The organism is Pseudomonas sp. Q12-87, assembly GCF_001269755.1.
GTDB lineage: Bacteria > Pseudomonadota > Gammaproteobacteria > Pseudomonadales > Pseudomonadaceae > Aquipseudomonas > Aquipseudomonas fluorescens_S.
The window spans coordinates 167241-181055 of sequence record NZ_LHVI01000013.1; the positions used below are offsets into that span (position 1 = coordinate 167241).

At 62.7% G+C, this 13815-nt stretch carries 12 protein-coding genes; all 12 read right to left on the reverse strand.

Translation table 11 applies throughout. The annotated features are described in order from the left end of the window. Positions 1-228: 228 nt before the first annotated feature. Genes AD663_RS08680 through AD663_RS08735 form a run of 12 tightly spaced genes read right to left on the reverse strand, consistent with a single transcriptional unit; the run spans position 229 to position 13570 of the window. Positions 229-1533 (reverse strand): oligosaccharide flippase family protein, encoded by a 1305-nt coding sequence (locus AD663_RS08680; RefSeq protein ID WP_053213569.1) that lies wholly within the window; start codon positions 1531-1533, stop codon positions 229-231. Beyond that, positions 1530-2534: a polysaccharide deacetylase family protein gene (locus AD663_RS08685; RefSeq protein ID WP_053213570.1), complete on the reverse strand. Its 1005-nt coding sequence runs from the start codon at positions 2532-2534 to the stop codon at positions 1530-1532. The genes AD663_RS08680 and AD663_RS08685 overlap by 4 nt, the downstream gene beginning before the upstream one ends. Before the next feature lie 12 nt (positions 2535-2546). Continuing rightward, entirely contained in the window at positions 2547-3683 is a 1137-nt protein-coding gene (locus AD663_RS08690) for a glycosyltransferase family 2 protein (protein ID WP_003179857.1), read from the reverse strand. Next, positions 3676-4635 carry a glycosyltransferase gene (locus AD663_RS08695; RefSeq protein ID WP_003179859.1) on the reverse strand — a complete coding sequence of 320 codons (960 nt, stop codon included), beginning with the start codon at positions 4633-4635 and terminating at the stop codon, positions 3676-3678. Before AD663_RS08695 ends, AD663_RS08690 begins: the two co-directional genes overlap by 8 nt. Beyond that, positions 4632-6002 carry an O-antigen ligase gene (locus AD663_RS08700; protein ID WP_053213571.1) on the reverse strand — a complete coding sequence of 457 codons (1371 nt, stop codon included), beginning with the start codon at positions 6000-6002 and terminating at the stop codon, positions 4632-4634. The genes AD663_RS08695 and AD663_RS08700 overlap by 4 nt, the downstream gene beginning before the upstream one ends. Beyond that, positions 5999-7102, reverse strand: a complete 1104-nt coding sequence (locus AD663_RS08705) for a glycosyltransferase family 4 protein (protein ID WP_003179862.1) — start codon at positions 7100-7102, stop codon at positions 5999-6001. The genes AD663_RS08700 and AD663_RS08705 overlap by 4 nt, the downstream gene beginning before the upstream one ends. Further along, on the reverse strand, positions 7099-8691 hold the full coding sequence (locus AD663_RS08710) for a Wzz/FepE/Etk N-terminal domain-containing protein (protein WP_003179864.1): 1593 nt from the start codon (positions 8689-8691) through the stop codon (positions 7099-7101). Before AD663_RS08710 ends, AD663_RS08705 begins: the two co-directional genes overlap by 4 nt. Positions 8692-8707: 16 nt before the next feature. Next, positions 8708-9730: a polysaccharide biosynthesis/export family protein gene (locus AD663_RS08715; protein ID WP_003179865.1), complete on the reverse strand. Its 1023-nt coding sequence runs from the start codon at positions 9728-9730 to the stop codon at positions 8708-8710. A 21-nt stretch (positions 9731-9751) separates the two neighbouring features. Next, complete coding sequence (locus AD663_RS08720) at positions 9752-10396, reverse strand: CpsD/CapB family tyrosine-protein kinase (protein ID WP_003179868.1); 645 nt, start codon at positions 10394-10396, stop codon at positions 9752-9754. Next, a complete protein-coding gene (locus tag AD663_RS08725; protein WP_003179869.1) occupies positions 10397-11143 on the reverse strand; it encodes a sugar transferase in 747 nt (248 codons plus the stop codon). Further along, the gene (locus tag AD663_RS08730) at positions 11130-12209 is read right to left on the reverse strand and encodes an NAD-dependent epimerase (protein WP_003179871.1); all 1080 of its coding nucleotides are present in this window, start codon (positions 12207-12209) and stop codon (positions 11130-11132) included. Before AD663_RS08730 ends, AD663_RS08725 begins: the two co-directional genes overlap by 14 nt. Then, complete coding sequence (locus AD663_RS08735; RefSeq protein WP_003179873.1) at positions 12206-13570, reverse strand: UDP-glucose/GDP-mannose dehydrogenase family protein; 1365 nt, start codon at positions 13568-13570, stop codon at positions 12206-12208. Before AD663_RS08735 ends, AD663_RS08730 begins: the two co-directional genes overlap by 4 nt. Positions 13571-13815 lie beyond the last annotated feature (245 nt).

The window sequence follows — 13815 nt, forward strand, 5'->3', positions numbered from 1 at the left end:
CAGTGGACCTAAGGTGGTAGCAGATATCGTGTCCGACACCGCCCCCCTGTGGGAGCGGGCTTGCTCGCGAAGACGGCGGTACATCCACCATCCTCGCAAGCAGACCCACCGCTTTCGCGAGCAAGCCCGCTCCCACAATGGATTGGGGGTGGTCGCAGATATTGCAATCCACACCAACCCCTGTGGGAGCGAGCTTGCTCGCGATGGCGGTTTGGTTGGCGACGGTGTTCAAGCGGATTTCCCCAACAGCATCTGGCGCATCGGCAGAAAATCGCTGGGCAGGATGATCAGCGTTTGCCACAGCGCCACGCCGCTGAGACGGCAATACATCACCAGCAGCCCCAAGGTCACGCCCAGGTAGGCAATAGAGGATGCCGCTGCGGCGCCGACGATGCCGTAGACGGGGATCAGAACCAGGTTCAGCCCCAGGTTCAACAGCGCCCCCCCGCCCATCAGCAGCGAAACAGTGCCAGGGCGGTCCTTGCCCAGCAGGTCCAGGCGCAGGATGCTCGCAAAGCACAACCCGAACACCCCTGGCAGCAGCGCCAGCAGGGCCGGGTACGCCGGTTGGTAGGCGACGCCGAACAAGGTGACGATCAGCCATTCGCCGACCAGTACCATGCTCAGGCAGGCGCCCAGCATGGCCGTGGAAGTCAGGCGCAAGGCCAGCGGGGTCAGGCGCTTCATGTCTGTGTCTTGCTGCAGCAGGCGTTTCATCAGTGGCGTGGTGACCGCTTCCGGCACGATATGCAGCAGTTCGGCCGCCGCGCTGGCCATGGCGTAGTGCCCCAACGCCGTGCTGCCCAGCAGTGCGCCGATGAACAGGTAATCCGAGCGCAGCATCAGTTGCTGGAACAACAGGTCCGGATGACTGCGGACACCGTAACGCAACAGTTCTTTCTGAAGGGTGCGATCCCACCGCAGCGTGAACGCATGATCTCGGCGCAACCACATCCAGCCCGCCAGTACTACCAGGCTCAGGCCCGCCAGCCAACTGATCAGCGCCGCCTCCAGGGCCGTGTCTTTCCACATCCAGAACAGCGCCACGAACAGCAACAGCGGGACCAGGGATTCCATCAGCCGCAAGGCGTTGAACGCGCCCACTCCGCCGGATGCGTTGTGCAGCGTCAGCAGGCCGCTCTTGAGCACCGCCAGCGGCACGGCCAACAACAGCAGCCAGGCCAGCAGTCCCAGTTGCGTAGTGACGTCCAGTTCGGCGCCGAACTCGCGTACCAGCGCCACCACCAGCAGGGTCAGCAACCCGGCAAGCAGACAACCGAAGACCAGCACGTGGCTGATCAAGAGGCTCATCGAGCGATGCTGCGCCGCCTGATAACCCACGGCGGAATTCAGGCCGCCACTGGTAATGGCGCTGATCAGGTCCGGCAGGGTGCTGAGCAGCGCCAAAAGTCCGCGTTCGCTGGGTCCCAGGATCCGTGCCACCAGCACGTTGCGCAACAGGCGCAAACCGATCATCGCCAGGCTCGTGCCCATGCTCAACGCCAAGAGCTTCAGATAACGTGCGCGGTTCATGAGCGGGCTCCTCGGCGAATGCGCCAGGCCAACAATTCAGGGTGACAGGCGTTGCGCTGGCTGACGCCGAAACGTGGCAGATTCAGAGGATCGCCGTCGTGGCGATACAGCCCTGCCTCGGTGCCCAGCGCGAACGAAAAACCGTGGGCCGCCACCTGCTCGCGCACTCGGGCGTCATTGTCACCGTTGGGGTAGCAATACACGGGCAAGGGCTGGGCGCAGCCATTTTCCAAGGCCGTCCAACTGCGTGTCAGCTCCTCATGCAGGCGCTGGTCATCCAGCCCGGTCAGGATGGCGTGGCTGGCGCCATGGGGGCCGAAGCGGACCAGGCCGGAATCTTCCAGCATGCGCACCTGGGGCCAGTCCAGCGCCTGGGGCTGGGAGCCTTGGGGACAGACTTCGGTGAGGTCGCTCAACGTTCTCGGATCGAGGGTCTTGAGGCTTTGCAGAAAGTGCAGCAGCGCCAGGCTGCGGCGCTCGTCATCGATGTCGTCGAGCAGCACCGGCAACGGCCGACCGACGTGCTGCAACTGCTCGATCAGCGAGTGCCGCGCCACCTGCCCATGGCTGCCCCAGAGGGTTTCGCCGATGCTTTCCCACCAGAAATGCTGGCGGCTGCCGACGAAATCGGTGGACAGGAAAATGCTCGCGGGCATCTGGTACTGGCGCAGCAGGGGAAAGGCGTTCATGGCGTTGTCGCGCCAACCGTCGTCGAAGGTCAGGGCCACTCGGGGACGGTTCGGAACGCTTTCAGAATCGGCCAGCAACAAGGTCATCAGGGGCACGCACTCAAAGTACCGTTGCAGCCAGATCAACAAGTGTTCGAACGCCTCGGGCCCCACGCACAACTCGTTGCGGTGGGGCAGTTCGGCGGCGCGGTCGTTGTTCAGCACACGGTGCAGCATCAGGATGACGCCGGCGCCACGCAAGGGATGGCGACCCAGGGACGTGTTCAGGTACAGCCAGCCGCCGGTGCGCTTGAAAACGTATTTGATCGACATCGGCCGTGCTCCTTAGCGATTCTGCTCGGGGTTCCATTGGCTGTAGCGCTGGCCGCGCAGAAACTGCCAGAGGCCGATGCTCATGCCCGCCAGCGTCACCAGCACGAACGCGGCCAGGCGAAACGGACGAGGCAGGCGGTGACCCGCGTCCATCAACCCGATCAGCGCCATGGCATAGCCGAGCAGTTGAGCGATCAGGCTCAGGCGATAAAACACCTGCTCGTTCCACAACCAGGCATTGCTCAGCAGTAACGGCAGCAACAAGACCGGGGCCAGGCGGCGGATCAGCTTGTGGCTGATCAGCCCGATCGCATAGAGCCCATGACGCAGCGGATTGAGCAGCTCACGACGCTGGGCAAGGCTTTGCAAGCCGCCGACGGTGACCCGCTGGCGACGGCGAAACTGCTTGTCGGCTTCATCCACGCCCTGGTCGGTCACTCGAGCCCGGGGGGCATAGACGATGGACTTGCCGGCCGCTGGCGCGCAGGTGCTGAGAAAAAAGTCATCGTTGACTTGCGCCGGTATCGGTTGGAATAACGCTCGGCGCAAGGCCAGCAAGGCGCCGTCTGCCGAGACCATGCAGCCGGTGCGGCTTTCGACCCGGCGCAGCCAACCTTCATAGTGCCGATACAGGCTGTCTCCCAGGCTCAGGCCCTTGCCCGGTACGGGGATTTCCATATGGCCGGCACAGGCGCCAACCTCAGGATCCGCCAGCGGTGCCAGCAAATGGCCGAGAGTGTCGGGGAACCACTGATTGTCGGCATCGGTGAACACCAGGATCGCGCCGTTGCTGTGGGCCACGCCGGTATTGAGGGCGGCCGCCTTGCCCTGGCGTGGCAGGTCGAAAACGCTGACGCGCGGGTCGATCACTTTGCGCGCGCAGGCCACCGTGTCATCCGTGGAACCGTCGCTGGCAAGGATGATTTGCAGCGAGCGTGCCGGGTAATCCTGGGCCAGCAGCGTGCGCAATTTCGCTTCGATGTGCCGGGCCTCGTTATGGGCGGCGATGATTATGCTGACGTCCATCGGCATTGCCTTGGTATAGCGCCTCACCGGAAACAGGGGGGTGAGCAAGGTCAACATCACGGGGTAGCCGAGGTAGGCGTACACCGGCAGCAAGAGGCAAGACCAGTAGAAAAATTCAGCCACGGGCAGGTCTCCTGACATTCCATTGAAAAATATTGAGTAGCAGTGCGGCGCCGGTGAGGTGCAGGCGCACCCCGTGCAAGGCCCATAACTGCAAGGTTAAATGCGGGTCGCGCTGGCTCTGGCGCAGGCTCAGGACCAAGGCCGGCAACGTGCTGATCAACAGCAGGATCAGGCCCAGGCGTGCCTGACCCTGGAGCAGGGCGACCAGCGCCAGGACGTCCAGCCCCCAGGCGCCAATCGACAGCGCGGGGAAGCGCAACAGGCGCAGGCTCGGCCCGTGGCTGCGCAGCAACTGCCAGTGGCTGCCTTGGCGCCACAGCTCCTTGCTCATCCACTCGCGCCAGCTGGCTTCGTAGCCCCAATGCAGGGCCACGCTTTCATTGACCAGCAGCAGTTGCGCGCCGGCTTGACGCAAACGCAGGGAAAAATCCTTGTCCTCGCCAGTGCGCAGGGTTTCGTCGAAGCCGCCGACCAGTTCGAACCACCTACGGCGCATCAGCAGGTTGGCGCTGGGCAGCCACGGCACCCGATGCAAGGGGCGCGAACCCGGACGTTGGCTGCGACGCTGCCAGGCGCGGGCGAACCATGGCGCTGGTAGGGGCGTGTCCAGGTCCAGGCCCAGCACATCGCCCTGGCAGCCTTCCATTTCGATCATCCGCTTGAACCCGTCGGCGGGCATTTCGATGTCGGCGTCGATGAACGCCAGCCATTCACCGCTGGCCACCGCGGCGCCACGGTTGCGCAGGGCGCCGATGTGCACGCCAGGTACGATCAGCACCCGCGCGCCCAGCTCGTTGGCGATGCGCGGGCCGTGGTCGTCCGAGCCGTTGTCCACCACGATCAACTCGCAGTCCAGGCGCGCCTGGCGAGCGGCTTGCTGCAACGCCCGCAGCGTGCGGCCGATGTGCCGGGCCTCGTTGAACATCGGGATGACGACGCTCACGCAGCTCATGAACGGGCCTCCTGCGGCTCGGACTGTTCGGCGTCGTAGCGCAAGATGCTGGTCAAGGCGAGCATGATCCACAGCAACTTGTGGTTCGGCGCGCTGAGGAACATCAGGAACAACGCCAGCGACAGGAAACTCATGCCCAGGTGCGTCAACAGGTCCGCTTGGGCCCAGTCCCGGCGCTGCAGCCAGAGTTGGCGAGTGCGCATCAGGTTATAGAGGCCCAGTCCAATTGTGCCGACAAACATCAAGCCGCCTGGCACGCCGATTTCGCTGAAGATTTCCAGGTAGGTGTTATGGGCCTGGCGGTACAGATCTCCCCGTTTGCGATTGGCCGAGAACGCCTTGGCGTAGCCGGTGGGGGCGTAGTGCTCCGGAAACGTCCCAGGGCCTGAGCCGAGTATCGGGTTCTCGCGGATCATCTGGCTGCCCACCACAATGTACGAGGCGCGGCGACCCAAGGACCCGTCCTGGTAGGCGTTGGCTCCGGAACTGAGGATGCTCAACGACTGGATGCGTGCCATGTAGCCAGCCGGCATCAAGGCGATGGCCGCCGGGACCATGAGTGCCACACCGAGCATCGCGAACCCCAGGTGCCGAGGACGTATGCGTGGCAGTTGCGCCCGATAGTGATACAACCCGATGATCAGGCTGAGCAACAGCACGACCAGCCCCGAACGCGATTCGGTCTTGGTCATGCCGCCCAGCAACAGGATCAGGGCGCCACCCCAGAACAACCGGTACAACAGGTTCCGGCTGCGTATGGTCAACAACAATGCCAGCGGTACGGTAAACGCAATCAACAGCGCAAAGGCGTTCGGGTCTTCCAGCAAACCCGAGGCGCGGCCTTGGTCCTGGTATTTGGCCGAAAACATCGCCAGCACGCAGGTGGTGGCGACGCTCACAGTCATCAACCGGGCGAATATATCCAGGTTCATCTCGCGACCGATCAGCAAAGTGATCACGAACAGAATCAGCCCTACTGTGAGTTCACGCAGTTGTGTCAGGGACAGGTCCATGTTCTCCGAAATCAACAGGCTCAGGCCATACAGCATCATGAAGCCGATCAGGGGCTTCCAGATATTGCTGCGCAAGCGTGTCGCGGGAATCTGATGCAGGGCCAACTGCAACATCAGGATCAGGATCAGCGCCAGGCCAAAGAATTTGCTGGCGGAAAACGCGCTGTCCTTGAACAAGCCCTCGAACGGCACCAGCGCGGCAATGCCCAGCAGGCCCCAGGCGGGCTTGCGATACAGCAGGGTGACGCCGACCAGGCCGAGCACTGCGCCCGGTGCCAGGAACGGATAAGGGCTGGCCAGCAATGCCAGGCAGATCAGCCCCAGCAGACTGACGATCGAGAGCGGGACGATCATGGCCGAGCCTCCCGTGCCGTGCGGATATAAAGTTGCGACCAGCGTTCCGCCAGCGTGCGCAGGTCGTAGCGGTCGCGTTGGGTGCGACGGGCGTTGTCGGCGAGGATCTGCGCCAGGGGCGGTTCGCTGAACAGCGTTTCGATCTGTCGGGCCAGTTCGTCGGCGTCGGCCGGCGTGGCGAGCAGGCCGTTGTGACGGTCCTGCAGCACATCGGGAATACCGCCGACGCCGAACGCCACCACGGGCACACCGGCCTGCATGGCTTCGAGCAGGATCATCGGCGTGCCTTCGGTGCGCGAGCTGATCACCAGGACATCGAGGCGGCTCCACCAGGCATCCATATCGGTCTGATAACCGGGCAGTTCGATGCGCGTGGGCAGCCCGGCATCGGCGATGCGCTTGAGCAAGGGTTGGCGTTCCGGGCCGTCGCCGAGCATCACGGCGTGCAGCGACGCATGGCGCTGGCACAGCGGGATCATGGCGTCGAGGAACAGATCCGGACCTTTCTCGCTACTCAAACGACCGACGTAGCCGACCCGCCAGTGTTGCCTGTCGTCGCGATGGGGCAGCGGCGTGGTGATGGCGGGCAGGCCGTTGGGGATCACGTCGAGTTTTTCCGCTTTCACGCTGGCCTCGCGGTGCAGCGCCGCGATGCTTTCGGCCACGCAAACCACTCGCTTGACCGGCGCGGTACGGCACAGTTGCAGGCTCAACCACGTATAGAAGCGTTGCTTGGGGCTGCGTGGCGTGAAGCCGTGCTGGGTGATGACCAGCGGCAGATTCAGCAGGGTGGCCGCGGCCCAGCCGAACAACAGGCCTTTGAAATTATGCGTATTGATCAGCGGGCGCTCGGCGCGTCGTTGCCGCAGATGCTGCAACAGTTCGGCCCAACTGGCGCAGTGATGGCAGTCGATCCCGGCCTGGCGGAACCGCGTGATCAAGGTCGGCGGCGCCGCCAGGAACAGCACCTGATGCTGGCCGGGTGTCGCCACGCAATGATCGAGCAGCATCCGCTCGGCGCCATAGAAGCCACCGCTGTCGAGCAGATGAATGATCGACAGAGGAGGGCTGCAGTGGGACGGGCTGAACGGCGCGTTCAATTTTTCACCCAATGAACAAGACTGGGCACGCTCCAGTTGCGGTGTGGGTTGACCTGTTCGGGCGATTGCTCGTTGATCACCAGCAGCACCGGTAGATCCAGCTGATGGCTGATTTGCGCTGGGTGCTTGAAGCGATGGTCGAAGAACTCACGGACATAGACCAGGGCGATCGCCAACAGCAGCCCACTGAACAAGCCGAACGCGATGATCAGCACCGGCTTTGGAAACGCCGCGGCGGTGGGTTCGTATGGCGGGCTCAAGACTCGGGCGTTGGACAGGTCGTTGTCCAGCGAACGGACGGAGCTGGCTTCGGCGAACCGCTGGGCATAGGTGGAGAACGCCGCATGCAGGGCGTTGATCTCGGTGTCCATCTGCCGCAGCTTGCTCTGGGTTTCCTGAAGTTGGTGGATGCGCTCCTTGAAGGTGGCAATGCGCTCGACCTTCTGATTGATCACTGAACTGACCACCGCCAGGTCGGTGGTGCGTTCTTGAATGCGGTTGTTCACCACTTTCAGGAACTGCTGGCGGGTGCGCATGATCTGCTCCCGGGCCAGCAGCATCGGTTCGCTGCCGGGCTGGAAGATCGCCAGGTCATTCATGTAGCGGCTGACCTGGCTGGTCAGTTGCTCGCCCATTTGCCTGATTTCCCGGTCTTCGAAGGCAATGTTGTCCACGGTGGTGGTGAAGGTGAACGGGAAGGTGTAGTCGTTGAACCGCGAGCTGTTCGCCGTCGCGAGACTGGTCTTGAGGTAATCGAGCCAGCGTTGGCTTTGCAGCAAGCGGTCCTGAAACAGGTTCAACGCCTGCTCTTCGGTGTTGATGGCGTTCAGGCGGAAGGTAATCTCTTCCTTGGGATCGGACGAACCGATGCCTTCAAGCAGAGCCAGGCGGTTGCCCTCCAAGCCGTCAAGGCGCGTCTGGTACTGAAGCTTTTTCTGCTCATAGAACGTCTGAGGCAACTCTATCGATTGCAGGTCCTGGCGACCGGTGAGGTAGTTTTCCAGCAGTTGCGCCACGAACCGGGTGCCCTGGGCCGGGTCGCCGAAGCTGTAGACGATCGAAATGACATTGGAGCCGGGCAGGGTCTCGATCTTCAGGTTTTCGATGGCCTCGTCGGTCAGCGTATCGAGCACGGTGTCGCGCATCGGATCGACCTCAAGTCCCAGGCCGTCGCGCAGCGGGTTGATGACGTACTCGCGCAGTGGCTGGGTGACGTAGTGCTTGAACGGCTCGCTTACCCACTTGTTGAAAATGCCTGGGCTTGGGGTGTATTCGCCCTGTTCGCGCAGGGTCTTGATGGTTCCGCGAATCAACGCCGGCGAGCGCAGGATGTTGCTCTCGGTCTCCATGTCCGCCAGCGACGGTGGAATGAACGTCGCGTTTTCCTGGTTCAGCGAAGTCGTGGCGTCGCCTTGGGAGAGTTTTTTCGACTGGACGATCACTTGGGCGGTGATATCGAAGCTCTGCTTGAGCATCAACGGCAGCACCAGGGCGATCACGGCAAAAATCAGGAAGACGCGCTTCACCCACTGCTTGTTGGCGAAGAAGATCCTGAAGAACTCGTGCAGATAGTTTTCCTTGGGGTTCATGATCGGTCACCTGGGGTCAGTTGCTGCCACTTTTGTTATCGAGGTCGTAGCCGAAGCTGACGCCAACGCCCTGGAACAGCACCACGTCGGCCAGTTGCCGGGCCATTTCACCGGCTTTGGCCAGGCCGGTCTTGGGCACGAAAAGCATGTCTTCCGGTTGCAGGTAGGCGATCTGCGAGGCGTCTCCATTCAGGGCCTTCTCCACGTCGTAGTGGCGGGCTTCAACCTGATTGCCGTTGCGACGCATGATCACCACCGAGTCGAGCCTTGCCTTGACGTTCGTGCCCCGAGCCAGGGTCAGCGCCTCGAGAACGGAGATCGGCCGGCGGATCGGGTAGGAACCGGGTTGGGCCACTTCGCCGAGGACATAGATCTCGTTGCCGGCGGTGGACTTGAGCAGCACGTCCACGGTCATGTGGCCGGGCAGTTGGGCATAACGCTCGTTGAGGAAGGTCTCCAGCTGGGTAACGGTCATGCCCTGAAGCGGCACCGAGCCGACTTCCGGGAAGCTGGCGTAACCATCCCGGCCCACAGTGATCTCCCGGCTCATGCCCGTGGCCGGATGGGTCAGGGTGTTGCGCAGGGTTGTCTCGCCAGACAGCGGACTGGTCACCATTACAGTCAATTGGTTGCGATTGGGCTGGAACAGCGATTTCTGATCATAGGCACGCTGCACCGCCAGGCGAGCCTCGTCGGTGGTCAGGCCGGCGACTTTCACCGAGGTATTGGCTCCCGGCAGTTCGATGCTGCCGTCGGGCATTACCTGTTGCGTGCCGTTGAGCTGGTTGGCGGCGGTGAAGTTCAACGCGACCTGGTCGCCCGGTTGCACACGGTAGGCCTGGGGGCCGGTGGTGCTGATGTGGAAAATCACATCCAGCACGTCCTGGGGCCGCAGGGTCTGCTCGACCTTGGGCATGTCGGTGGCCTGGGCATTGGCCGGCGCGGCCGTGAGGATCTGCACTGGCATGGAGCGGGTATCGGTATTGCTGGAGCAACCGGCAAGCGGCAGCAACAGCAGGACAAGCATTTTAACGTTCATCTCGTCATCCTTTTGGCACGCTTACAGGTTGTTGTAGAGCCATTTGGGCATGTAGTACTTGCGGCGGTTGAACACGCTACCCACCACTTTCGCGCCGGCCTGGGCCAGGCGCTGGCGGGCGGCCTGGGCCACTTCCCAGCGGGTGTCCTCGCCGCGTACCACCAGCACCACGCCGTCTACCTGGGTGCTGAGCACCAGCGTGTCACCCGCCGAATACACCGCGTCGGAGTCGATCACCACAAAGCGGTATTGGGCCGCCAGTTGCCTGAACAGCGGGCGCAGGCGCTCGGGGCTCAGGCGATCGGCGTTGCGGCCCAGGCGGCCGAGGGGCAGCACGTCAAAGGGCAGGCTGGACACTTGCACCACGCAATCCTGCAGCAAGGGCGGGGCGAGGCTGTTGAACAGCAGGTCGCTGAAGCCGCGCTCCTTGTGCAGTGACAGTTGTTGGCTGAGGTTGTGGGGCGACTGGCTGGCATCCACCAGCAGCACGCGGCCGTTACTCATCTGCGCCAGTTGGGCGGCCAGCGCCATCGCGCTGGTACTGGTTCCGGTGCCGTTGTTGGCGGCCGTCAGAAGCAGAATCCGCAGGGAAGGATCGAGCACGGTCGAGGTCAGGTTGGTCTCGCTCGGGCTCGCGATGGTCAGGATATTCGTTGAACCGTCCATTTAACTCGCTCCGTGGCCGCTGAAAACTTTGAATGGGGTAATCATCAGGATCTTCAAATCCAACAACAGGCTCTGTTCCGCGATGTAGCTGAGGTCCAATTCCACGCGCTGGTCGAAGTCGATATTGCTGCGCCCGGAGATCTGCCAAAGGCCGGTCATGCCGGGGTAGATGCTCAGGCGCACAAGATGGTTGTCCTTGTAGCGATAGGCGTTGAACGAGGTCGGCCGCGGGCCCACCAGGCGCATGTCGCCCGTCACGACGTTGATCAGGTTCGGCAGTTCGTCGAGGCTGCTGCGGCGCAGGAACCGGCCGATGGGGGTGATGCGTGGGTCGTTGTCGATCTTGAAGTCGATGGCATCGACACCGTGTTTGTTGAGGTGGCGCAGCGACTCCTTGAGGGCCTCGGCGTCAGCCACCATGGTGCGGAACTTGTACATGCCGAAGACCCGGCCCCGGTAACCGGTGCGCTTCTGCACGAACAGGACCGGGCCCGGGCTGGAGAATTTGATCAGCAGGGCCAGGCCCAGCAGCAGCGGGCACAGCATCAGCAGGATCGCCAGGGCGCCAAGACAGGCCACCACCCGGTTGGTGCGCGACACGGTCCAGGGCCGGCCGCCGTCACGACCGGTCAGCCAGCCTCGGCCTTGGCGGTGAATGGCGGCGTCCAGACGTCGACGGTGATCGGGGTCGATTCGTTTGTCGCGTCCGAAGGCGCTGATGGGTATGTCTTGCTCATGTCGGGTCATAGACGCCTCCGTTGAGGTTTGGCCGCAGGCGTTCAGCCGCGAGCGGTGGGCGGGCAGGCAGTGAGTAGTAGTCGACGAACCATTGGACGAAGCGGCCCAGGCCTTCGTCGAGGTCGATGCCGGGTTGGAAACCGGTGGCGCGTGCCAGGTCGCTGGCGTCGGCGCAGGTGTTGAGCACATCCCCCGCTTGCAGCGGCAGCAGCTCGATGCGGGCCGTCCGGCCCAGGTGTTTTTCCAGCAGCGCCACATAGGCGCGCAGTTCCACCGGATGCTGACCTCCGATGTTGTAGATCCGCCAGGGCGCGCGACTGGTGGCCGGGTCAGGTTGTTCCCCATCCCACAGTGGCGTGATGTGCGGCGGCTGGCCGATCAGCCGGGCGATGCTTTCGACGATGTCGTCGATGTAGGTGAAATCGCGTTGATGCTCGCCATGGTTGAACAGCTGCAACGCGCGCCCTTCGGCGATGGCCCGGGCAAACTGGATCGGCGACATGTCCGGCCGGCCCCACGGGCCATACACCGTGAAGAACCGCAGGCCGGTGCAAGGGATGCCGAACAGGTGGCTGTAGCTGTGGGCCATCAATTCATTGGCTTTCTTGCTGGCCGCGTACAGCGACAATGGGTGATCGACGTTGTCCCGCACGGCATAGGGCGTGCGCTGGTTGGCGCCGTATACGGAGCTGGAGGAGGCGTAGATCAGATGCTTGACGGGATGGCGCCGGCAGCTTTCCAGGATGTTCAGGAAACCGGTGAGGTTGCTGTCGATATAAGCCTGCGGATTCTCCAGGGAGTAGCGCACCCCGGCTTGGGCGGCGAGATGAATCACCACGTCCGGGCGACGGGTCTGGAACAGTTCGTCGACCGCCGATGCGTCGGCCAGGTCGATTCGGGCCAGGGGGAAATCGCCTGCCTGATCCTTCACCCAGGCCACGCGATCATGCTTGAGCTGTGGGTCGTAGTAGTCGTTGAAATTATCCAGGCCGCACACTCGATAGCCGTCGCGCAGCAGCCGCAGCACACAGTGGGCGCCGATGAAACCGGCCGCGCCGGTCACCAGGATATTCACGCTTGTGGCCCGGCGGTCGGAGTGCCGGGCACGGTGTGCCGCAGCCCGATACCGCGATACAGCAGCCCGGCGGCGGCCGGATGTTCGGGGTTGTACAGGTTGCGGCCATCGATGATCACCCGGGCGCGCAGCTTGTTGGCCAGCAGGTCGAAATCCACCACGCGAAAGTTCTTCCACTCGGTGCAGATCACCAGCGCGTCAGCGTCTTCCAGGGTGTCGTCGCGGGTGGCGCACAGGTTCAGGTCTTTGCGATAACCGTAGAGGCGGCGGCATTCGGACATGGCTTCCGGGTCGTAGGCCTGGACACGGGCGCCTTCGCGCCACAGCGCTTCCATCAGGTAGCGACTGGGGGCTTCGCGCATGTCATCGGTGTTGGGCTTGAACGCCAGGCCCCAGATGGCAATCGACTTGCCGGCCAGGCCTTCGGCGAACTGCTTGGCCAGTTTTTCGAAAAGGATGTGCCGCTGGCTGTCGTTGACGTCGGTAACGCTGCGCAGCAGGCGCAGCGGCATGCCGCTCTGTTCGGCGGTGTGCAGCAGGGCGCGCAGATCCTTGGGGAAACATGAGCCGCCGAAGCCGCAGCCGGGGTAGATAAAGTGATAACCGATGCGCGGGTCCGAGCCGATGCCTTTGCGCACCGCTTCGATGTCGGCGCCCAGCCGTTCGGTAAGGTTGGCCAGTTCGTTCATGAAGCTGATACGGGTGGCGAGCATCGCATTGGCGGCGTACTTGGTCAGCTCCGCGCTGCGGTTGTCCATGAACATCAGTTTTTCGTGGTTACGGCAAAAGGGCGCGTAAAGCTCGCTCATCTGGTCGCGAGCCAGCGGGTCGGCGGTGCCGATGATGATCCGGTCGGGGCGCATGCAGTCGGCCAGGGCACTGCCTTCCTTGAGAAACTCGGGGTTGGATACCACGCGCACGTTCAACTGCTTCAGGCCCCGACGCGTCAACGCCTGGCGGGCGCACTCGGCGACCTTGTCGGCCGTGCCCACCGGTACCGTGGACTTGATGACCAGGGTGCGGTCGCTGTCCATGAAATCGGCGATCTGCCGGGTGACCGCCAATACATGGCTCAGGTCTGCCGAGCCGTCTTCGTCGGCGGGGGTGCCGACGGCGATGAAAATCACTTCGCCATGGTTGACCGCGTCGCTGGCCTGGGAACTGAACGACAGGCGTCCGGCCTTGATGTTGTCTTCGAGCAGATTGGACAGGCCCGGCTCACTGATGGGCGGTACCGCCTGTTGCAGTTGCCGGATTTTGTTCGGGTCGATGTCGATGCATAAGACGCGGTGTCCGACATCCGCCATGGCGGCGGCCTGGATCAGCCCCACATACCCCGTTCCAAATACGCTCACGTCCATTTTTGGCGCGCCTCGCAGACCGATTGATGTAACTCGGATGAAACTGTTTAGAGGGGTATAGCGCAGCTTCGGAAAAGCGTGTCAGCAAAATGACAGTTGTCACTGTTGGCAATTCAAGTGAAATCCGGCCTTTTGATATCAAGTCATTGACTGCCTTAGGAAACCGCCTGTTTTATTGGTGTTAACGGGAATTTGACAAAGCGATAAACGGTAGTAATTCATAGATTTTAGAATTTGACTGCGTA

Coding starts and splice junctions, on each gene's coding strand:
- AD663_RS08680 (WP_053213569.1), bottom strand. CDS start 1,533: ATGAACCGCGCACGTTATCTGAAGCTCTTGGCGTTGAGCATGGGCACG.
- AD663_RS08685 (WP_053213570.1), bottom strand. CDS start 2,534: ATGTCGATCAAATACGTTTTCAAGCGCACCGGCGGCTGGCTGTACCTG.
- AD663_RS08695 (WP_003179859.1), bottom strand. CDS start 4,635: ATGAGCTGCGTGAGCGTCGTCATCCCGATGTTCAACGAGGCCCGGCAC.
- AD663_RS08700 (WP_053213571.1), bottom strand. CDS start 6,002: ATGATCGTCCCGCTCTCGATCGTCAGTCTGCTGGGGCTGATCTGCCTG.
- AD663_RS08710 (WP_003179864.1), bottom strand. CDS start 8,691: ATGAACCCCAAGGAAAACTATCTGCACGAGTTCTTCAGGATCTTCTTC.
- AD663_RS08715 (WP_003179865.1), bottom strand. CDS start 9,730: ATGAACGTTAAAATGCTTGTCCTGCTGTTGCTGCCGCTTGCCGGTTGC.
- AD663_RS08720 (WP_003179868.1), bottom strand. CDS start 10,396: ATGGACGGTTCAACGAATATCCTGACCATCGCGAGCCCGAGCGAGACC.
- AD663_RS08725 (WP_003179869.1), bottom strand. CDS start 11,143: ATGACCCGACATGAGCAAGACATACCCATCAGCGCCTTCGGACGCGAC.
- AD663_RS08735 (WP_003179873.1), bottom strand. CDS start 13,570: ATGGACGTGAGCGTATTTGGAACGGGGTATGTGGGGCTGATCCAGGCC.